16 protein-coding genes are annotated in these 20,210 nt (G+C 45.4%); 8 read left to right on the top strand and 8 right to left on the bottom strand.

From position 1 onward, the window contains the following. Positions 1–20 precede the first annotated feature (20 nt). Positions 21–425, bottom strand: coding sequence for an HYC_CC_PP family protein (locus GCU44_RS12645; RefSeq protein WP_154856729.1), 405 nt, complete (start codon positions 423–425; stop codon positions 21–23). A 242-nt stretch (positions 426–667) separates the two neighbouring features. After that, complete coding sequence (locus GCU44_RS12640) at positions 668–1,270, bottom strand: Uma2 family endonuclease (RefSeq protein ID WP_154856728.1); 603 nt, start codon at positions 1,268–1,270, stop codon at positions 668–670. A 415-nt stretch (positions 1,271–1,685) separates the two neighbouring features. On the opposite strand from GCU44_RS12640, the gene GCU44_RS12635 reads away from it, so the two are divergent. Continuing rightward, positions 1,686–2,114 carry a hypothetical protein gene (locus tag GCU44_RS12635; RefSeq protein WP_154856727.1) on the top strand — a complete coding sequence of 143 codons (429 nt, stop codon included), beginning with the start codon at positions 1,686–1,688 and terminating at the stop codon, positions 2,112–2,114. After that, a complete protein-coding gene (locus GCU44_RS12630; RefSeq protein ID WP_154856726.1) occupies positions 2,095–2,571 on the top strand; it encodes a hypothetical protein in 477 nt (158 codons plus the stop codon). Before GCU44_RS12635 ends, GCU44_RS12630 begins: the two co-directional genes overlap by 20 nt. A 79-nt stretch (positions 2,572–2,650) precedes the next feature. Here the strand turns inward: GCU44_RS12630 and GCU44_RS12625 are convergent, their stop codons facing one another. The 3 genes from GCU44_RS12625 to GCU44_RS12615 all read right to left on the bottom strand — a co-directional run bounded on the left by GCU44_RS12625 (position 2,651) and on the right by GCU44_RS12615 (position 6,010). Continuing rightward, positions 2,651–3,889: a DUF6786 family protein gene (locus GCU44_RS12625; RefSeq protein WP_154856725.1), complete on the bottom strand. Its 1,239-nt coding sequence runs from the start codon at positions 3,887–3,889 to the stop codon at positions 2,651–2,653. A 178-nt stretch (positions 3,890–4,067) separates the two neighbouring features. Then, positions 4,068–5,264 (bottom strand): ATP-binding protein, encoded by a 1,197-nt coding sequence (locus GCU44_RS12620; RefSeq protein WP_154856724.1) that lies wholly within the window; start codon positions 5,262–5,264, stop codon positions 4,068–4,070. A 146-nt stretch (positions 5,265–5,410) separates the two neighbouring features. Beyond that, positions 5,411–6,010 (bottom strand): Uma2 family endonuclease, encoded by a 600-nt coding sequence (locus GCU44_RS12615; RefSeq protein ID WP_154856723.1) that lies wholly within the window; start codon positions 6,008–6,010, stop codon positions 5,411–5,413. 855 nt (positions 6,011–6,865) lie between these two features. Between GCU44_RS12615 and GCU44_RS12610 the strand changes: the two genes are divergently transcribed. Beyond that, positions 6,866–8,332: a hypothetical protein gene (locus GCU44_RS12610; RefSeq protein ID WP_154856722.1), complete on the top strand. Its 1,467-nt coding sequence runs from the start codon at positions 6,866–6,868 to the stop codon at positions 8,330–8,332. A gap of 714 nt (positions 8,333–9,046) precedes the next feature. On the opposite strand, the gene GCU44_RS12605 is transcribed toward GCU44_RS12610, so the two are convergent. The 3 genes from GCU44_RS12605 to GCU44_RS12595 are packed head-to-tail and all read right to left on the bottom strand — an operon-like array spanning position 9,047 to position 14,854. After that, a complete protein-coding gene (locus GCU44_RS12605; RefSeq protein WP_154856721.1) occupies positions 9,047–10,114 on the bottom strand; it encodes an NHL repeat-containing protein in 1,068 nt (355 codons plus the stop codon). A 25-nt stretch (positions 10,115–10,139) separates the two neighbouring features. Beyond that, positions 10,140–11,594: a DUF1501 domain-containing protein gene (locus GCU44_RS12600; protein ID WP_154856720.1), complete on the bottom strand. Its 1,455-nt coding sequence runs from the start codon at positions 11,592–11,594 to the stop codon at positions 10,140–10,142. Between the two features lie 11 nt (positions 11,595–11,605). After that, positions 11,606–14,854 carry a DUF1553 domain-containing protein gene (locus GCU44_RS12595; protein ID WP_154856719.1) on the bottom strand — a complete coding sequence of 1,083 codons (3,249 nt, stop codon included), beginning with the start codon at positions 14,852–14,854 and terminating at the stop codon, positions 11,606–11,608. A 144-nt stretch (positions 14,855–14,998) separates the two neighbouring features. On the opposite strand from GCU44_RS12595, the gene GCU44_RS12590 reads away from it, so the two are divergent. From GCU44_RS12590 to GCU44_RS12570, 5 genes are all read left to right on the top strand, one after another. Further along, positions 14,999–16,237 (top strand): hypothetical protein, encoded by a 1,239-nt coding sequence (locus GCU44_RS12590; RefSeq protein WP_154856718.1) that lies wholly within the window; start codon positions 14,999–15,001, stop codon positions 16,235–16,237. Positions 16,238–16,811: 574 nt separating this feature from the next. Then, the gene (locus GCU44_RS12585) at positions 16,812–17,183 is read left to right on the top strand and encodes a BlaI/MecI/CopY family transcriptional regulator (protein ID WP_154856717.1); all 372 of its coding nucleotides are present in this window, start codon (positions 16,812–16,814) and stop codon (positions 17,181–17,183) included. Then, positions 17,180–18,607: a M56 family metallopeptidase gene (locus tag GCU44_RS12580; protein WP_154856716.1), complete on the top strand. Its 1,428-nt coding sequence runs from the start codon at positions 17,180–17,182 to the stop codon at positions 18,605–18,607. Before GCU44_RS12585 ends, GCU44_RS12580 begins: the two co-directional genes overlap by 4 nt. Before the next feature lie 467 nt (positions 18,608–19,074). Further along, positions 19,075–19,506 (top strand): hypothetical protein, encoded by a 432-nt coding sequence (locus GCU44_RS12575; protein WP_154856715.1) that lies wholly within the window; start codon positions 19,075–19,077, stop codon positions 19,504–19,506. Then, complete coding sequence (locus GCU44_RS12570) at positions 19,503–19,838, top strand: hypothetical protein (protein WP_154856714.1); 336 nt, start codon at positions 19,503–19,505, stop codon at positions 19,836–19,838. The genes GCU44_RS12575 and GCU44_RS12570 overlap by 4 nt, the downstream gene beginning before the upstream one ends. The last annotated feature ends 372 nt before the right edge of the window (positions 19,839–20,210 follow it).

The raw sequence follows: 20,210 nt of genomic DNA, 5'->3' as shown, positions 1-20,210 counted from the left end.
ATTCCACTTACATCAATGGATCAAATAAGGAAGGATTGAATGAGGACCGGGATGTCCCGGGGAAGGAGTGGAGGGATGTAGACCTCCATTGCCTCAAAAAGCGGTAGTTCAGTATCGGCAGTAACGTAGGAAACAAGCAGGGACAGAACAGCGACAAGCTCGGGTTGGGTTTTCTGGAAAACAGGGGCTTTGCTCAACTCGTCTTGTCCGTGGAGGATTCGTTGCTCATCCTCGCAGCAATCTTCCTTGCTACTTTTGTCCGGCTCCGGTGCGTGGCAGGACTTGCGGTGCATGTCGCAGGCGGGCGCATCGGTCAGTACGCGTACGCTTTCCACCTTTCCCATACACAGGTGTACGTTGACCGTAAAACTCATGGAACTGAGTACGACCAATAGGGAAAGGAAAATGGACGCTATGTTTTTCAAGACCTTCATGCAATTACCCGATCAACAAATGAACACTATTTTTGATTTTCGGGTGATTTAGTTACTGGTGTAAGCAAATATACCGCTATTTAGATGTAAAAAGTTACGTAATTTTTTCAAATTGTTATAACGATAGCCGTTATTTCGGAAAATGCCGAGGGTCGCACGTGGTAGGAACCGAGTGGTATGGGGCTTTTTCTACGCTGTCTGTAAAGCCAAAAGTTGTCAACCCGAAATCGGGTTTACAACTCGCCAAACGCCTCATCCAGATCCAATTCAAAACCCGGAAGTGCCTGGGAACTTACCCGATCGCCCGGGGTAAACAGCCGGGAGGGACGGTATTTTCCGGTTTCCAGGGTATAGATCAGCAAGGTACGTTCGTCGGGATGTACCACCCAGTATTCCTTCACACCGGAGGTTTCGTACACTTCGTATTTTAGTTGAATCTCTTTCTTGTTATTTCCCGGAGAGAGGATCTCAACGATCAGGTCCGGGGCACCCACGCAGCCCAGCTCATCCAGTTTCTCCGGATCGCAGACCACACAAAGATCCGGCTGCACCAGGGTATCGATGTCTTCATGCTTTCTGGAGGAAACCGGAAGGCGCACGTCAAATGGGGCGACGTACACTTTGCAGGTCTTTCCTTTTAGGAATTCATACAGTTTATTTGAAAGGACCATAGAAATTTCCTGATGCACCCTTCTAGGAGCAGCCGTTGCCTGTTTAAAAACCTCTCCCCGGATCAACTCTATCCTCTCGTCCAGCTGCCAGGAAAGGTAATCCGCATAGGTATAGTGACCATATGCGGAAAAAGGTTCTTTGACTTTATCTGGTGGCTTTTCCATATTTTGCGCAAACCGAAGATGATTAATAAAGATAAATAGATTTGGGCAAAACCGCCATAATTACAAACTCTGATAAGCTATTTGAACGTACACGATTCCCCCTTACCACCTCATCTGCTTTTTATGGCTTAGCATCGAAACTACCGACAGCGGGATTGGGCCTACTTTTTCGGGTAGCGATCTTAAGATTTTCCATCCTAAAAATAGGCAGCCCTGGCGATTAGGAAACCAACAACGAGAGTCCGATTTAAGCCTGTGGCTTGATTTCTTATGGATGGGTAATTAAGGTTTAGATGTAGCGTTTTCACCGCTTGATGCGTAATGGCTTTATTGGGCGTGAAATTTAGTACATTGATTCAGATCTTTATCAGGCTCTTCTATTTTATTCGAATGATGTTTTTAAGCAGATAAAAAAATGAACAAGGAGTCGATTGGGAATAGCTATGTTCTTTTGATCCTGCTCGCTCTGGTCGGTTTTTGCGCTGGAGGTTGTTTGGAAAAAGAATTGGAAGAAGTCTGTCTTCAAGGGAGGTATACAGGGGCGTATTGCGAGGGTATGGTCGTTGAGATTTTGGGAGAAAGTGATATCGCAATGAATTGGGAAGGAATGTTCAATTCCGAGACCTACGCCAATTCCATAGTTGCCAGCGTAGATACCCTTTTTCTCTCCCAGTTGCCTGATAGAATGGAACTTGAGGAGTATATTCTAGCTGGAAATAGTTTCTATTTTCAATACAGAATCGGGGGGTATCCCAGAAAACAGTACAGCATTTGCGAACCATCCCCGTTTATTACCATTTCAACTATCTTTAAAACCAGGTGTCATGACCATTCCGAAAATTAGACTTTTCACGATCAAGCCTAATGCAGTTTTTACAGGCAATTGGTTGATTTGGGTAGGAATGGTTTTTCTTTTACCGATTCTTGGCGGATGCCAGGACAATGATGAAACACCCGTTTTTCAGGCCGAAGGGTACCTGATTGGGCACCACCCCTGCGTTCGCGATGCTACAGTAACAACAAGCAAAGGAGAAGGCAAAGGCTATCTGGTGGCTACTACTGGTGCCAATCCCGACACCCTGATGCTTTTTGGTGTGCCAACCGATATGTTTGCTATTCCCCAGGAGTGGCACAGTTTTCTGGCAGAAGAGAGTCGTGATATGTTCAAAATGAAATTTTCCTATCAGATATCGGAGGAAAACATTGGTTCACGATACCATTGTAATGGTTATTTTCCAGGGCGTATATTGCGCTATCTGGATCCAGAATATATAGTTTTGAAGGCAGAAAAAATCAATTAAGCTTGGATTTGAAGTCCTGAATAGGTAACCTGTAAGGATGAAATTTTGCTACAGGGCGGATCAGCTTGAAAGTAATAGCCTATTTCGAATTAAACACCTCATTTATCTCAGCGATGGAAATTCCCAATAATTGCCGGGCGATTTCATCCAGTGTGCTTTCCTCTCCGGTAAAGTGGTAAACATGGTGGAAATGCTCCATGCTTTCGCCCGGAGAAAGAAAGGCAGCAGGAGAAACACTCTCTAATTCGTAAAACGGCCCCATCTGGCTACCATCCTCCAATGGTCCGTCGTTGTAGGCGTTGACGGCATCCCCTTTGAAAGGATCGGCTTCGGTGTTCCATTCCTGATTGAGGTAGGGCAATTCAGAAGCGATATCGAAGGTAGTAATCGTCAACACTTTTTGGAGGGGATCGTAGCTGCCGGCCATAGGAAGGGCTCTTTCGGGCGAGACACCTACTTTCCCTCTGCTTTGGCCATCGGCCTTTAGGAACAGGTGGTTGTTGGTGATGGCTATTCTTTCCTCCGGAATCGTTCCGAAATAGTTGGTGGTGAGGCCTGCTTTTGTTTCATTTGGTTGGAGAGGTAGCACAATGGTGGTTTCCGGGCTGGGTTTGAACATATCCAAGACCCAGATGCAGGGAGCTCCGGTTTCTCGGGTCCATGGAAAGTCTCCGGTATTTTGAATGGAATTGATGGTTTCGTATCCTACCATGTTGATGGAGGAGTCATCGGCCGTTAATCCGGTGTTTGCTAAAATACCTTCCGGTTCCAGAAGGGTAATGGTCCGGTATATTTTTAAGGAAAACTCCGTTCCCTGATAGTTGGTAATGGATGTGGATTTGGCCAGGGATACTTCTTTCGGGCCCGCCGCGATTTTTTCCCAGGCCTCGTGGTCGATGGCCGCAGGCGTATGCCAGTTTTCAAATGCCATTTTTTTCCCTGGTCCAAAGAACAAAGAGAAGGTGTTTCCTTCCGGTCCCAGCCATAGGCGGCTTTCGCCACCATAGGCATTCATGTGCTTGTCCAGGGGGGCTTCAAATGCCTCGTAGTTTATCCAGCCAAAGCTTTCTCCATCGTCTCCTGCTGCGGTGGAGGTGAACACCTTGCCCTGGTAGTTGGGGGATACCAGTACCCTGGCCTGTTTGTCCTCCGTACGCAGCTCGATAAGTTCCGGATCGTATTTTTCCAAAAACGTTTTATCCTGCAAGAAGTTAGTTGGTACATTTTCTAAGGTTTGATTCTGTTTTTTACGCTCAGAGCAAGCGGCAGCAACGATTAAAATGCTGAGAAAAGCTAAAATAAGGGGGGATTTGTTCATTTCGGGTGAATTACTAGTCATTCGATACGCAATTATACCATTAAACCCAGATTATCCAAAAGGGCTCGTAGTGGTTCCATCAACTGACAGCAGGATTATTACTCATATTGAGTATATGAAAATTAGGATTTACAAATCGAAAAAACTAATTCCTGAAGCAGTAGTGGCGATCTAAGTTTCAATATAGAAAACCAAAAAGCCATAAAGGAACCTTCGTGCCAAACCCAATTTCTATGTCGTCTGCTGCAACCAGGAATGACGGTTCCATTTTTACCTGGGTGGCTTTTTTATTTTTGCCCCCTACTTCAATATGGATTCCAGACGCAAAAAAATCACCCGATTGGGGCAAGGTGACAGGTAGGTTTGCATTGATTAATTGGTTAAGCAAAAAGGTTTCTCTGATTGCTCCCAGGTCTGGGTGGGTTTTCATGGCAAAAGCCAAATTGGTGTTTTCCAGGTAAACTTTTTCTGGCTTTTGTAAGGTTGAGACTCCTTTCCCCTTGGATAAAAGCAGATTTAGCATCCGGGCTTTGTTCAAGTGGACAAGCCATGCGTAAACGGTTTCTCTGCTTACATCCAACTTCCTGGCCAATGCGGAGATATTGGGTTTGAACGGAACTGACTCAGCCAGCACCCCTAAAAGTTTTTTAACCTTGAATGCAGTCCCTTGGCTATATCCTTGTATAAATGCCAAATCTGTTTCCACCACGGTATTTATTGTCTGGTTTAACCGTACAGGGAGTTCTTCTGGGATACTCTCTTTAAAGTACGGAAAATAGCCATGCCGTAGGTATTGCTTAAAAAAAGGCAATGGCTGTATAGCATTGACAATATCCCTGGCAAGTTCATTCGGTCTGCTTATCAGATCGTTCCAGGGGATTGCTGAAATTTTCAGGTTTGCCTCCAAATTTAAAAATTCCCGAAATGATAAACCCGGCAAATCATAGGAGATCACCCGTCGACTTAAATCAGCCTCACCCCTGTAAATATCCAGTGCAGAAGAAGAGGAAAAAACAACCCTTAAATCTGGATACCCATCGTAGATATTCTTTAATTCCCTGGACCAATTTGGATATTTATGTACCTCATCAATAAATAAGAACCTGCCTCCATTTTTATAGAATTCATCCGCTGTTTCTACCAGGTTGTGGGTGTAAAACCAATAATGGTCCGCTGTTACATACAAAACCTTTTCGCGAGGTTGTTTCAGATGGTAACGGATATATTGCAAGATCAAGGTGGTTTTCCCTGAGCCACGGGGACCCTTAATGGCAAGCATCCGTTGCTCCCAATTAATGGTTTGCATTAGAAAACGAAAGAAGCCATTATTTATCTGTTTAATAAGATTGTCATGAAAAGCATACAAAACCTCCATAATTTTGTCATCTCTACCTGACAAAAGTAATCAATAATTGTCAATAATTGGTGACAAATATACGATCAGGTTGCCTTTTTTCAGGATTAGGGCGGTTTAGAAGTTATCTCATTTACTAAACTTGAATAAAACTTTCTTGGCGGAACCTACAATCCCCCAAACACGTCATCCAGATCCAATTCAAAACCAGGAAGAACCTGTGACCTTACCCGATCCCCAAAAGTAAACAGCCGGGAGGGGCGGTATTTTCCGGTTTCCAGGGTATAGATCAGCAAGGTACGTTCGTCGGGATGTACCATCCAGTATTCCTTCACACCGGAGGTTTCGTACACTTCGTATTTTAGTTGAATCTCTTTCTTGTTATTTCCCGGAGAGAGGATCTCCACGATCAGGTCCGGTGCACCCACACAGCCCAGCTCATCCAGTTTCTCCGGATCACAGACCACACAAAGATCCGGCTGCACCACGGTATCGATTTTGTCAGGGTCCCTGGAGGAAACGGGTAAACGCACATCAAAAGGAGCAGAAAATACTTCGCAGCTTTTTCCCTGAAGGAAATTACAAATGGGGTTAAAAATTTTCCCAGAGATTCGTTGATGAATAAGCCTGGGCGCTGCTGCCTGTCGGAACACCTTTCCCCTGATCAACTCCACCATTTCGTCCAGCTGCCAGGAAAGGTAATCGGCATAAGAATGGTGTCCATAACCGGCAATGGGTTCTTTGACTTTATCTTGGGGCTTTTCCATAGTTGCCATACCAATTAAGAACTGTTTCTAAAGATAAAAAGATTTGGGCAAAACTGCCAGGGTTAAAACAAGGATATGATATTCCGGTTTAGGCATTTGGTCCTGGCCTTTCCTATCCGGGTAGCGTTATTCAGGATTTTTTGCCTTAATCCAAAATTAATCGGTTTCGATTTAGGTCTGGGCCGAACGCTCGCACCCGGTGAGGAGGTTGTCATTAGGGTTACATGGTTAGGAGACTTCGCAAAAACCGAAGGTACCTGGGGTACCTGAGCTATCCAGGGAATGTGCCATTACCTAAGGGGGAGTATCGTATATAATTTGAGCATATGCTTGAAAATCCAAAACTCGATAATTTCAAGGTTCGTGTTTTTTTGGACGTTGGATCTATATGAGAACAGCGATTTCCAGGATGTAGGTTAGTGGCAAAAGTATAAATTCACTAACAAAAGGGGAAATTCAAAAGTTGGCAACATCCACCGCTATAGTGCTGTGTCGTTTTGGAATCGCGGAGGTTTTGAAAAAAGAATAGCGCATAGGAAAACCATCCGTAAAAAATCTTCAGGAAGACATTTACCCATATTTCAAAAATGATAGGCTAATTTTTTTATTAATATTGCAGTAATAGTATAATTTTTTTCAATATCTTTATTCCGGATTAGTATAGGATTCGTAGCGCCTGTCCGTTTTTTCAGGAAGTGGTGTAATCCCAAGAAAATTAAGCTAGTTTGAGACTAAGGCGTAGCCAGTTTATAATGAAGTAGATAATAGCAAGTAATTTATTGATTTTGAATCGGTTCTACCAAGTTATAGATAATTCATCGTATTATCCGGCGTTAATAAAAATATGACTTAAATATGTTTCTAAATCAATTCTTACTGACCAGATCTCATAGTTTTAAAGAAAAATGGAACCAATTAAATTGGAAAAAGGAATCTATTGGAAATGAAGATTTTACCCTTTTTTGCCATCCAACCATCAACTTGGTTAAAAACTCCACAGGGAATCCAAGTTTATATTTAATTGGGTCTCTATATGATTGGGAATTCCCTGAATTAACTGACCAAGAAATCATCGACGAATTGTCACAAGGTTCAGCGTCAACATTGTTTGATAGAGTTTCAAAATATACCGGAGAGTTTATCATTATTTTTTATTCGGATGAATCATTAATTATTTTTAATGATGCGACTGGTCAAAGAGAAATCTATTATGATTTATCGTTTGATAATGTTGCCTCACAGGTTTCCTTGCTTGCCCAGGGAATTGAATTGATTCCTCATGATAATAAACATGCGATTGAATTTTATAATTCAGACGTATTTAAGAAACGAAAACTACTCCTTGGTGATTCAACACAAGTTAAGAATGTTAAGCATTTAAATTGCAACCATTTTATTGATCTTAAAAGAGGAAAAGTTACAAGGTTTTATCCCAATAAAAATTTGCCTGAAAGGTCTATGAATGATGCGGGGAGGAAAGCAGCGACCATGATTAAAGGCTATTTAAAAGCAATCTCCAATAGACACCATAAAATTGCCTTGGCAGTTACCGGAGGCTATGACAGTAGAATATTATTTTTGGCAAGTTTAGAAATTCCTGAAGAAAAATGCACCTATTACGTCTTAAAGCGGTTAAACATGCCTGATAATCATCATGATATTATTCTATCCGGAAAATTAACTCGTGCTTATGGTAAAAAACGCGTTGTTTTAGATGCTTCTAAAATTCCAAAAATGAAGGATGTATTAGCCGTGAAAAAAAGTCTTGATTTTCCTCCAAATGATGTATTTGAAGATGCTTTTAAGGGCCAAGTGTACATCAATGGGAATGTTTTCGAAATTGCAAGGAGTGTTTTTGGATATGCAAAAAATGTTACCGCTGAGGATTTGACATTTCTTACAGGGTATCGGAAATTGAAATTCCCTACATTAGTTTACAAGGAATGGCTGAAGAGTACGTCCGGCTTTAAAAAGATAGGTTATGATTTTATGGATTTCTTGTATTGGGAAGATCGGATGGGAATTTGGCTTAGCAAGGGTCGGACCGAACAACTGGCATTAAATAAAATTATTAAATCTCCATACAATTCAAGACAACTTATTGAAATGTTACTTTCTGTTAATAAAAAGTATAGGGGGTTGCACCATAATGCATTACAGAAAACAATTATTGCTGTTATGTCAGAGAATAATAGGCAAGTAACAAAATTACCTATTAATCCTACCCCACTAACAAAGTTTTACACACTATTATTCAAAATGAATCTATACAACACATTTAGGCATGTTGGTTTAAAGTTAAGATTGCTAGGTGAATTCTAAAAATAAATATAATTTTTATAAAATAAGGTAGTTTAAATCCAGAATTGCCGACTTTGGAAAAATTAAGGTTTGATGGGTGAATCCTACTATCGCGAACTCAAATAGGTAGAATTATGCAATGGGATTGTAGTGCCTGCTCGGACTTCATGCGAGATAGGCTGTGTTTACATGAAGCAGTCTGTTTTGGAGATTGTGCCATTGCAGCGATATGGTGAAATCGTAAACAGCTATGAAGGAGCGGATTTTGTTCGCTGTGATAGGTTAGAAATCAACGCGTCAACCCATCGTGCCTTCGACAGGATAAGGTATCTGGTATACAATCCAGCGCCATTGGGATGCTCGATGAACACCTGCCACCAATCCATCGGATGATCAGCTTCCGCTTTTTTAGGCTGCCCCTACCGAGGCCCGACTCCGCTCAGGCACCCCAGACAAGGTATCCAACCAGTAGAGGATGTTCCTTGTAACACAAGTTCGAATCAAAAACCTACGTAAAATCCAGCATTATCGTCACGGCGAACCCTTTTTTAAGGCACTACGATGTGGCAGTCCCGGTTTGCGAAAGATTTCCGCGGCTTCCTCCGCGCATTTTCACGCCAAGAGCCTGGGAATGAGGATTTATTTTGAAAACAGGTCGAATCCACGTTTGCAACCAACGCCGGTACCTTATGTGAAATTCCGCAGGAAAACGTTGTTCCTGCCAAAGGTTAAAAATTAAACCCGGTGCAACTTGTACGGATACACCCCATCGGCATTCCACTGACAGACATACAGGTTTTTGTCCCGGTCCAGGCAGACATCGTGGCAATGCCGGAATACCGGTTGTTCCTGTAGCATGAGTGTTAATTTTCCATTTTCATACTGAGGCTCGGTACCTCCCGGATTGGAGACTACCCGATTTTCCTCGTCCAGAATGGTGACGAAGCCTTTGTTCAGTTGCATATTATAATTGCCCTCCGTCATGCCAAAGCAGACGCCTGAATAGATGTTTTCTCCATCCACTACCGGACGGCTGACAAAGGCACCCGGTAGGTAGTATTCTTCGATGTACGCCCCATCAAGGGTAAATCGCTTGAAGGAGTTTTTGATACGGGCCGTACAAAGCAGGGTAGGGTTGGCGGAATCCCTGTAGTCCAGGGCTACCCCATGGGCCTGTTTGAATTTGTTGGGTTGCAGAAAGCTGTCCCCACCAAACTTTCTAATGAATTGACCTTTGGCATCGTATTGCAATATAAACTGCGAGCCGTAGCCGTCTGCCACATAAATATCCCCATTGGGCCCGATGGCGGTTTCGGTCGGCCTGTACGCGGATGTTTCATCATAAGCGCCCAGTTTGGCCGGATGTTCCAATTCCAAAAGGATTTTTCCATCCAGGCTGCACTTGACTACCCTGCCCAAACCCGGATCGGTGATATACAGGTATTGGGCATCTCCCTCATCATGGATGCTCAGCCCATGGGCACCCGGAAAGGAAAGGGTCCAGGAGTCCAGCAACTTGCCGGAAGTATCGTAAATAATGACATTGTTTTGGGGATGGTCGGTCAACATCAGAAGCCTTCCCATTTTGTCCATCACCATTTCATGGCAGTTTTTGACGGGGTGTTTTTTGGGGTCCAGGTCCCCCCAGCCTTTCTCTACCCGGTATCTGAAATCGCCATGACCCAAGATGGTTTCCTCCAGCTTTGGGGCAGCCGGTTTTATGTGAAAAGCGGAAAAGCCGGTTACGGACAGTGCGCCTCCAGTCAAAACTGTGTTTTTCAAGAATTTTCTTCTTTCATTCATGTCCATTACCCGTTTGGGGATTATCTCAGGCCAATATATCTTTTACCACCTGGCCGTGAACGTCCGTCAGCCGGAAGCGCCTGCCTTGGTGTTTGAAGGTGAGTTTTTCGTGGTCAATCCCCATCAGGTGCAGCAGGGTGGCCTGAAAATCATGCACGTGGACGGGGTTTTGGGCTACGTTGTAGCTGAATTCGTCCGTTTCCCCATAGACCGTGCCCTTTTTCACCCCGGCTCCGGCCATCCACATGGTAAAACAGCCGGGATGGTGGTCTCGTCCGTAGTTGTCGGCAGTTAGCCTGCCCTGGGAGAAACTGGTACGCCCAAACTCTCCGCCCCAGACCACCAGGGTATCTTCCAGCAGCCCCCGTTGTTTCAGATCCTGGATGAGTCCGGCTGTTGCCTGATCGGTGCTGAGCGCCTGCCTTTTGATGCCTTTGGGTAAACTGCCGTGCTGATCCCAGCCCATGTGGTACAGCTGAATAAATTTTACGTCCCGTTCGGCCAGCCTTCTCGCCTGTAGGCAATTGGAAGCATAGGTGCCGGGGGTTCGCGCATCTTCTCCGTACAATTCGTAGATGTAATCCGGTTCGTTGGAGGTGTCCACCGCATCCGGAACCGAATTCTGCATTTTGTAGGCCATTTCGTACTGGCTGATTTTGGATTGGATCTCCGGGTCTTGCCAGATGTCAAATTGCTGCTCGTTCAACTGCCGGATATGGTCCAGGGCCCGTCGCCGGTCATGGTCGTGTACGCCGTGGGGATTGTTGAGGTACAGCACCGGGTCTTTTCCCGAGCGGAATTGGATGCCTTGATGGTGGGATGGCAGGAATCCATTGCTCCAGGCAGTGGAGTTCAGGGGTTGGGCACCCGAACTTTTCGAAAGCAATACGACAAAGTTGGGCAGGTTTTCGTTGTCACTGCCCAGTCCGTAGCTCAGCCAGGAACCGATGGAAGGCCTGCCGCTTAGCTGAGAGCCCGTCTGCATAAACATGACGGCGGGTTCGTGGTTGATGGCATCGGTGATCATGGATTTGACGATGCAGAGCTCGTCCACCACCTGTGCGGTGTACGGAAACAAATCGCTTACCCAGGCGCCGGATTGTCCGTATTGCTTAAAATCATAGATGGACTTCACCAGGGGAAAGGTGGATTGATCGGCCACCATTCCAGAATTTCGCTGGGTGCCCTGCACGGAAGGGGGGATTTCTTTTCCGTGCCATTTGGCCAGGGAGGGCTTGTAATCAAAGGTTTCAATCTGCGAGGGCCCCCCGGATTGAAAAAGGTAGATTACGCGTTTTGCTTTGGCGGGAAAATGGGTGCCATTAAAAATGCCTCCCCGTCCCGGATCGCCCAGGCTTCCACCCCAGGCTCCCGTTTGTCCCAAGAGACTGGAAAGGGCGATGGATCCAAAACCCAGCGAGGCTTTTTTCAAAAACCCTCTTCTGCTCTCTCCAAATTCGGTATGATCGTGTCGACTCATTGTCTTTGTGTTTATCTAATGGTGTATCCGTCGCTTGTATTCATGATGCCGTTGATAACAGTAGCCAGGGCGGCTACCTGCACGGGGTCCAGATCTGCATCACGCGGATTGCTCCCAGTACTCAAATAGGCCAGCGCTTCGTTTTTATTTTGGGAAAACCGTTCGGTCTCCTCGGTATAAAACTGGTGTAAAATTTCCTTTTCTTTGGCGTTCGGCTGTCGGCCGGTACTCAATTGAAATGCGTTTTCCAGACGCTGTTCGGGTTCGTATTTTGCCATCAGCTTTTCTGCCGTCACCCGGGCTGCTTCCACAAACTGAGGATCATTCAGCAGCACCAAGGCCTGCAGAGGCGTGCTGGTTTCGGTGCGCTTTACGGTGCATTCGGCTCGGTCTCCCACATCAAAAATCATCATGGAAGGAGGACCGGAAGTTCTTTTCCAAATGGTGTAAACGCTTCTTCGGTACAGCCCTTCCCCCGGTTCCTGCAGGTAGCGGTAGCGCCAGGATTTGGTGCTGATTTCGTCCCATAGCCCTTCTGGCTGGTAGGGGTAGGCACTTTCCCCTCCAATTTTGGGGGCCAGAAGCCCGCTTATGGCCAGGGCATTGTCCCGGATCATCTCCGCAGTCATGCGAAAGCTGGGCCCCCGGGCCAACAAAACGTTTTCAGGATCTTTCTCCTGCAATTCAGCACTGGTTCCGGAGGTTTGCCGGTAGGTGGCCGACATCGCTATCAACTTGTGCATTTTTTTGATATCCCAGCCGGATTCGCGGAAAGTCACCGCCAGCCAATCCAACAGCTCGGGATGGCTGGGCAGGCTGCCCTGGCTGCCAAAATCATCCGAGGTTTTTACCAGTCCATTACCGAAATGCATCTGCCAGAGCCGGTTTACAAATACCCGGGCGGTCAGCGGATTTTTCGAATCCACCAGCCATTGGGCCAGGCCCAATCGGTTTTGCGGGTAGTTGGTCGTTTCCCCCGGGATGACCGCCTCCGGAACGTTGGGGTAGACCTGTTCGGTGGGGGCACTGTACAGGCCCCGGTCCAGAATGTAGGTGGGTCTGGGTTCCGGCAGGTCGCCCATCACCATGATTTCCGGGATGTCGTTGGTGTGCGCCGCCCGTTGCTTTCGGTATTCCCATACCGATTTTTGCAACTTTTTGGCCTGCTCGTTGGCCGATTTAAACACATGCTGCCGGATGAGTTCCCGCTCGCCGGCATTTTGCGGGTTTTCGATCAGGGTTTTCGCTTTTTCCGGGTCGTTGGCAAATTGCACCTCCAGGGCAGTTAGCTCCCGGTTGTAAACCTTCAATTCGTCCAGACCACCGTTAAGAAAGGTTTTCATCTTGTCCCGCACACCCAGTACAAAGCCTCTAAAGCCATAGGTATGGATATCCGGTTCAAACAGGATGGACTTGTAAATGTGATCCGCTTCTACTTCTACCGGTACTTTTTCTCCATTCAGGTAAACGCCGATACCGGAAGCCTTTCCCATGCCATCGTAGGTAATGCTGATATTGGACCATTCTTTTGGGGGGATGGGTTCCAGCGTCTTTACCTGCAGGGCATTGGTGGGCCAGCTGTAGGCCATGATGAAATTGAGGCGGTTGTCTTCCAGGAACAGCGAGTACCCTTTCAGCCCCAGCCGGATATCCTCGCAGTGGGTAAACAAGACGGCTTCTTTGTAAAGGGTATCCGGAAAGACGGAGAGGGAAACGGAAAAGGGATCCGTTTGGTCAAACCAGCCTACTTTTTCGGGAAGGGAAAGGGTGGTAAAGTCGTTGATAAAGATGCCTTTTCCGCGTACTCCTTCCGCAATATCGGGTTCCCGTATAAGTGCCGGACCGGAGTTTCCGGACCAGCCGGGATTTTTAAAGGCCTTGCCACCTGGCTGGGGTGTTAATTTATCAAAATCGTAGGAAGCCACCAGTCCCTGGGTTTGCAGCTGCTTTAGACCCGCATGCAGGGATTCGGGATCGGGCTGCCCGTTATCCGGGCCCGTTTCAGCCAATTCCCGCAGCTGGGATTGTGTGGCGTGAATTTGCTTGTCCAGGTAGTCCAAAAGTTTATCCTGCTCTTCATTGGTCAACAGCAAGGAAGGACCGGGTACCTGTCCAGGGCCGTAAACGGCTGTTCCCAGTTCGTTGGTGCTATTGAAGTAGGCCGAAAACTCGTAATAATCTTTCTGGCTGATGGGATCGTATTTGTGGTCGTGGCAACGGGCGCACTCCATGCTCAGTCCCAGTATGGCTTTCCCAACGGTATTGGTACGGTCAGCCACGTACTCGGCCCGGTATTCTTCAAAGACGATGCCCGCTTCGGAATTTCGTTTATGTAGCCGGTTAAAGGCGGTAGCGAGTACGCTCTCCTGGCTGGGATTTTCGATCAGGTCTCCGGCAATTTGCCAGGTAATAAACTGATCGTAGGGCATGTTTTGATTAAAGGCTTCGATCACCCAATCGCGGTAGGGGCTGAAATCCCGGTGTTTGTCGTCCAGGTAGCCGTCGGAATCGGCATACCGTGCCACGTCCATCCAGTCCGCCGCCATGCGTTCACCGTAGGCCGGGGAGGCGAGCAGCCGGTCCACTAGTTTTTCGTAGGCATCTTCGGAAGTATCCGAAACGAATTGCCGGATTTCCTCCAGGCTGGGTGGAAGCCCTGTTAGGTCAAAGCTCAACCGGCGGATCAAAAGCTCTTTACTGGCTTCCTCGGCGGGTTGCAAGCCGGAGGCCTGCAGCTTTTCGACCACAAAAGCGTCGATTTCATTCCGTGTCCAATCATTGGTTTCGGGATTTGGCTGCTCCGCTATTTCCGGTGGGATAAAGGACCAGTGGGGCTTGTATTCGGCACCCTGCTCGACCCACTTGGTGAGGATGGCAATTTCCTCCGTGCTAAGACTAAGGTTGGACTCCGGGGGAGGCATGAGCAATTCCTTGTCTTCCGATAGAATGCGGTTTACCAGCTCACTTTTGCCCGGTTTTCCGGGCACGATGGCATGATTGCCGGCGTTGCTTTTCAGTGCAGCAAAGGCAAATTCTTCCTGATCTAGTCGGAGGTCTGCTTCCTGATTGGCCGCGTCGGGACCATGACAGGCAAAGCATTTGTCGGAAAGAATGGGCTTGACATGGTAATTGAAGTCGATGGCTTCGGGCAGTTCCTGGTATGCCTGCTTGATTTTCTCCGGCGTTTCCCAGCCGCAACCGACCCAGCCCAGGGACAATGCAATGAGCGGTAAAAGATGATTGAAGCGGCGACTTTTCATGGCTATTGGGAATTTGACTGATTTTTTGACTTTTGGGTATTTTCCAAATATACTTGGAAAAATCCGGGCAATGCAAGGCAAAAAACCGTTTTGTTAACTGTTAAAGTTATTGATTATCTTTAAGAAATAAAAGAAAAGTACGGGATGGAGAAGGCTGTTTTTCTGGAGCTTACGGAAAAGATCATCAAGAGCAAGGGCTTTGGGCGATCCACTACCTATGCCAATTTGTTGCGGTTTCTGGTACGTTGCTCCTTGGAGGAGGATGCACCCAAAGAGACCGTTATTGCAGCGGAGGTTTTTGGCAAGCCCGATTTTGATCCATCTGAGAGCACCTTGATTCGGGTCTATGCCTATAAACTGCGGGAGAAGTTAGGGAATTATTACGCCAATGAAGGAAGCAACGACCCTTTCCGGATGAGCATGCCCAAAGGTAGCTACGGAATTGTTTTTGAGAAAAGGAAGCGCCAATTGGCTATTTTTCAATGGGCAGAAAAAAAATGGATCCGGATACCGTTGATTTTAGGGATATCATGTTTATTGCTGCTGCTGGCCTGGTTTCAGATAGGACGACAAAGCCGAAATTTACTTCATGCAACCATATGGTCAGATCTGGTTACGAATGGTTATCCCACATCGGTTTTTCTGGGAGACTTGTTTATTTATCTGGAACAGGACAGCCTAAACGGAATGGACAGAACCATTCGGGATCCACATATCAACAGCTTTTCCGAGTTTGAGTCTTTCCGGAATTCAGACAAGCGGGAGGGAGTTTTTACCGCACCTATTTCCTATGGCTTGCTTATTCGGGGCAGCCTGCAATGGATCAAAGACCTTACCCGCATGTTTGATGCCTCGGGACATTTTTTTTCAATTCGAACCATTTCCCGCTTCAATCCCAAGGAATTGCAGGATCAGAATTTTGTGGTAGTGGGGATGATCAAAACATTGGGTTTGTTCAGGGATTATTTCAATTACTCCCATTTTGCCTATGACGAGGCAGGAGAAGCATTGATTTTGGAAAGGGAGGGTATTGCTGAAAGGCATGTTTTTTCTCCAACGGGCGATCCGGATGGCTACCATACCGATTACGGCTTTATGGCCAAATTTCCTGGCCCAAACCAAAACACGGTTTACCTTTTCTGTGGTCTTTGGGATACCGGAGCCACGCAGAGCCTTAAAAACTTCACGGATACCTCTCTGCGGCAAGCTATCAAAAGTGAGATCGCCGGGCAATTGGGGGAAGTACCACCCTATTTTGAAGTACTTTTTGAAGTTTCAGGTATTGACCGCACCGAGCTCAGCACCAAGCTGATCCATGTATTTCCGCTGGATGAACCTGCCACTTTTTGGGTGGATCCGGGGGGCGACATCCTCAACCGTTGAGGTCTTTGGGACCTCGACGGTTTTTTTCGTGTACGTTCCGGAAGAGAGCTTCGGGGTTGGAAAAACCCCAAAGGTCAGGATTCTGCTATAACCTTTGATGTCTTTGAGACCTCGAAGGTTTTTTTCGTGTACGTTCTGCGGAAAGACCTTCGGGGTTGGGGAAACCCCAAAGGTCAGGATTCTGCTATAACCTTTGAGGTCTTTGGGACCTCGAAGGTTTTGTTCGTGTACGTTCCGTGAAAAGACCTTCGGGGTTGGAAAACCCCAAAGGTCAGGATTCTGCTATAACCTTTGAGGTCTTTGGGACCTCGAAGGTTTTGTTCGTGTACGTTCTGCGGAAAGACCTTCGGGGTTGGAAAAACCCCAAAGGTCTAGGTTTGCTCTCAACCTTTGAGGTCTTTGAGACCTCGACGGTTTTATACGTGCGCGTTCCGTTAAAAGACCGTCTGGGTTGGAAAAACCCCAAAGGTCAGCTTCTGTTTTTTATTTTAACTATAATAATAAATTACAAATACCTTTTGAGAGATAAAATTTATATTCTATATTTGTAGAGTAGAATCTAAAAAAATAGAACATGAAGCTTTCAAATGCTGAAGAGCAACTTATGAATTTGATTTGGGAAAAAGGAAGGGCTTTTATGAAGGACATACTGGCCTCCTATCCGGAGCCCAAGCCGGCAAATACAACGGTGGCTACCCTGCTCAAAAGATTGCAGGAAAAAGGGGCCATCCGTTTTGAGTTATACGGCAACTCCCGGGCCTACTTCCCCGTAGTGGACAAGAATGACTATTTCTCCAGAAAAGTTAACACCATGATCAAAAAATTCTTTAATGATTCTCCAGCCCAATTTGCTTCCTTTTTTACCAAAGAGACGGAATTGGACACAAAGGAACTGGAGGAGCTGAAAAAAATTATTGAAGAACAAATAAAATCCCAGAAGCCATGATCACATTTATCCTAAAGGCCACGATTGCTTTGCTTATCTTTTATGCTTTTTATCGACTCTTTTTGGTGAAAGAGAGCATGTTTGGCTTCAACCGTTTTTTCCTGATTTTTGCGCTTTGTTTTTCCCTGATGGTGCCCTTTCTTCAGGTACCCTTAAGCTTTCAAATCGGGGAAGATTTATTTCCAGAAAAGGTGCCTGCCGCATACAGCAGTGAAATAAGTTCAGATAACAATACATTCCCAACGCAAGGAGGGCTACAGGCTGAAGTGGAAGCTCCCCTTCCTGTACAATCGGATATTGCTGTCCCCTGGAATACCCTATTGATGGGGATTTATTTGTCTGGCCTTTTCTTTTTTTTAGTCCGGTTTATTATTCAGTTGGTACAAATCAGGCGACTGATCCGAGATAATTTGACCCTCAGGGAAAAGGATTGTACTTATGTTTTACTAAGGAAAGACACCCTGCCTTTTACCTTTTTACATTTTCTATTTGTCGATAAAGTATCCTTCCAGAATAAGACCATAGAAAATGAGATTTTATTTCATGAATTGACCCATATTCGGCAGCGGCACAGTTGGGACATATTGTTTGTGGAGGTGCTAAAAGTTGTCTTTTGGTTTAACCCGGTTTTCTTGCTTTACAAAAAAGCGATGCAGCTGAATCATGAATTTCTGGCCGATGCAGCTGTAATTGCCAAATACCGCAACAAAGCTGCCTACCAGTGGCTTTTAATCCATAAAATTTCAGGGAATGAAGCTGCTATATCGATCAGTAGTCCGTTCAATTTCTCCGCCACCAAAAGAAGGTTAATCATGATGGGCCAATCCAGCTCCTTTCTTAAGACCATGCTGTTCAAATCAATCGGCGTTATTGTGGCAGGATTCCTGATGGTTTTTTTGTCCTCCGGCCAAACCTCCCTCGAAAGGATCCAACAAAACCATACAGCAAACGATTATGAGCAAATCCTTGCCAGCGCGTTCAAGGATGGAAATCCCTTTGAAGTGGATTTGAATAAACTGGACCTGCCAAGACTTAGAAGTGCTTTCCTTGGCTTAAATGAAAAAGAAAAGGCAGAAAGTACGCCATTTCCTTTTTTTGATGATTTGGCATTTGAGAAATTGCTTGCCTTGCAGCAAGCCCATCCGGAAGTGAAATCAAGTATTCATTTTGAAAAGCCTCCTGCTAAAAAAGAAATTGAAAAGGATGTTTTCGAACGATGGATAAAAACCAGGAACATCTCATTCACCATTGATAATAGGGCAATTGAAAAAGCTGAAATAGAAAACTATCAGCCAGCCGATTTTGCCAGGTTTACAGTACGGGAAACCGAAGCGGGAGGTTTGTTCAAGAAACCTGCCTATAGTGTTGGCTTAATGACTCAAACCTATTATGATGAGAAATATGTTAAACCAGTAAAAAAATAGAGGCCATTCAAGCCATATATTCGGAAAGTTGCAAAGTACAGGTACCCTATTGGCCACAAATCAAGGAAACAAAGGATGGTCAAACTAGTAATCTATTTCCTGAAAATTATGAAGCATCCATTTTTCACCAGTTGAGGGTTATTGATCCTGTCCAATTGTATAAAGGAATCAAAAAGCCAACCAAATTTGATCCATCAAAAAGTTTTTCAATTGCTATTTTCGCCGGGGAGGGAAAACCCCTATTGTTTATGAAATTACCCACCATTTAATCAGTCGATCCAAATGGTAGGGCCTATAGGGTGCATTGATAAATGAAGAATTTGAAACCAAAGGTCGCAATCCGATTTAACCTTTGAGGTCTTTGGGACCTCGAAGTTTTTTTCGTGCACGTTCTGCGGAAAGACCTTCGGGGTTGGGAAAACCCCAATGACTCGTCCTGAAATAGGTTTACGCAAAAAATGAGGTAAATGAAAAAGGAGAGTAAACCTAATTTAGGACAATGGTTTGGAAATCGGCTGTATTTTTCAGATCATGAAAAGAAGCTAATTATTCATGACTACTTGTCCGGCAATGAAACAAAAAAGGCTGTTTATAACAGGTATACCGGATATAAAACCGAAAATGGTAAGATTGCTATGTGGATGCGGAAATTAGGCATTAATGATAAATTCATCAAAACCGCTAACTTAGAGTCTATGCCCAACAGGAAAAAAGAAGATGGGACCGGTTCTGAGGAATTTGAAATTCTCAAGCTAAAGAAACGCATTGAAGACCTTGAAAAGCAAGTTCAGACAGCGGAGATGAAGGCTGTTGCCTTCTCCACGATGGTTGATTTTGCCGAAAAGGAGTTTAACATCTCTATAAGAAAAAAGTACAGTACCAAACCATCGAAGAGATGAAGTATAACTTCAAGGGCATAAGTTTAGTCGACTTATGTTCATGGTTTGGCCTGACAAGACAAGCATATTACCAAAATAAACGCCGTATCTTAAAAACAGCCATAGAAGAAGAGATACTGATTCTGGAAATACGGGGTATCCGTAAGAAACACAAGTGTTTGGGAGGCAGAAAACTGTTCGGTAAACTTGAGGAGTTTGTGTACGAGCATCAAATAAAAATGGGAAGGGATGCCTTCTTTGATCTGCTAAGAAGCGGGGGACTGCTGGTGCGGAGACGAAAACGGCATCAGGTAACCACCAATGCTATTAAGTTAAGAAAAAAACAGCTCTAGAGGCCAAAATAAGCCGGTTTTCCTTATGAAAACCGGCTTGCTTTAAGTAACTTAAAGCTTCTAAAACATATAGCTATGAAGGTACAAAATACCAACCAAACCACGACGGATATATCTTGCGATTGTCCGAAAAAAAATCTTTGAAAAAATACAATCACCTGAAAATCAGGCTACTTACTGCTCGGACCCCGCTCATTTTTCCAGATCTTCCCCACTCGACTTTCAGGCTGTAGTACTTTCGGTGCTCCAGCTGTTCAAGGAATCCGCCGATTATGTCACCGAAGATGTCCTTTCCAAGCTGGGGAAACAGGAAGTCACCGGAAGTGCCTTCTCACAGGCCCGCTACAAAATTGAATGGCAGTTTTTTTCTGA

The sequence above is a fragment of the Cyclobacterium xiamenense genome, from assembly GCF_009467825.1.
GTDB lineage: Bacteria > Bacteroidota > Bacteroidia > Cytophagales > Cyclobacteriaceae > Cyclobacterium > Cyclobacterium xiamenense.
The sequence above is the reverse complement of the archived record's forward strand: the minus strand, read 5'-3'. Positions and strand labels throughout refer to the sequence as shown.

Excerpts from the sequence above, each read along its gene's own strand:
- GCU44_RS12640 (WP_154856728.1), bottom strand. The coding sequence starts at position 1,270 with ATGGAAAAGCCACCAGATAAAGTCAAAGAACCTTTTTCCGCATATGGT.
- GCU44_RS12635 (WP_154856727.1), top strand. The coding sequence starts at position 1,686 with ATGAACAAGGAGTCGATTGGGAATAGCTATGTTCTTTTGATCCTGCTC.
- GCU44_RS12630 (WP_154856726.1), top strand. The coding sequence starts at position 2,095 with ATGACCATTCCGAAAATTAGACTTTTCACGATCAAGCCTAATGCAGTT.
- GCU44_RS12625 (WP_154856725.1), bottom strand. The coding sequence starts at position 3,889 with ATGAACAAATCCCCCCTTATTTTAGCTTTTCTCAGCATTTTAATCGTT.
- GCU44_RS12620 (WP_154856724.1), bottom strand. The coding sequence starts at position 5,264 with ATGGAGGTTTTGTATGCTTTTCATGACAATCTTATTAAACAGATAAAT.
- GCU44_RS12615 (WP_154856723.1), bottom strand. The coding sequence starts at position 6,010 with ATGGAAAAGCCCCAAGATAAAGTCAAAGAACCCATTGCCGGTTATGGA.
- GCU44_RS12610 (WP_154856722.1), top strand. The coding sequence starts at position 6,866 with ATGTTTCTAAATCAATTCTTACTGACCAGATCTCATAGTTTTAAAGAA.
- GCU44_RS12605 (WP_154856721.1), bottom strand. The coding sequence starts at position 10,114 with ATGAATGAAAGAAGAAAATTCTTGAAAAACACAGTTTTGACTGGAGGC.
- GCU44_RS12600 (WP_154856720.1), bottom strand. The coding sequence starts at position 11,594 with ATGAGTCGACACGATCATACCGAATTTGGAGAGAGCAGAAGAGGGTTT.
- GCU44_RS12595 (WP_154856719.1), bottom strand. The coding sequence starts at position 14,854 with ATGAAAAGTCGCCGCTTCAATCATCTTTTACCGCTCATTGCATTGTCC.
- GCU44_RS12590 (WP_154856718.1), top strand. The coding sequence starts at position 14,999 with ATGGAGAAGGCTGTTTTTCTGGAGCTTACGGAAAAGATCATCAAGAGC.
- GCU44_RS12585 (WP_154856717.1), top strand. The coding sequence starts at position 16,812 with ATGAAGCTTTCAAATGCTGAAGAGCAACTTATGAATTTGATTTGGGAA.
- GCU44_RS12580 (WP_154856716.1), top strand. The coding sequence starts at position 17,180 with ATGATCACATTTATCCTAAAGGCCACGATTGCTTTGCTTATCTTTTAT.
- GCU44_RS12575 (WP_154856715.1), top strand. The coding sequence starts at position 19,075 with ATGAAAAAGGAGAGTAAACCTAATTTAGGACAATGGTTTGGAAATCGG.
- GCU44_RS12570 (WP_154856714.1), top strand. The coding sequence starts at position 19,503 with ATGAAGTATAACTTCAAGGGCATAAGTTTAGTCGACTTATGTTCATGG.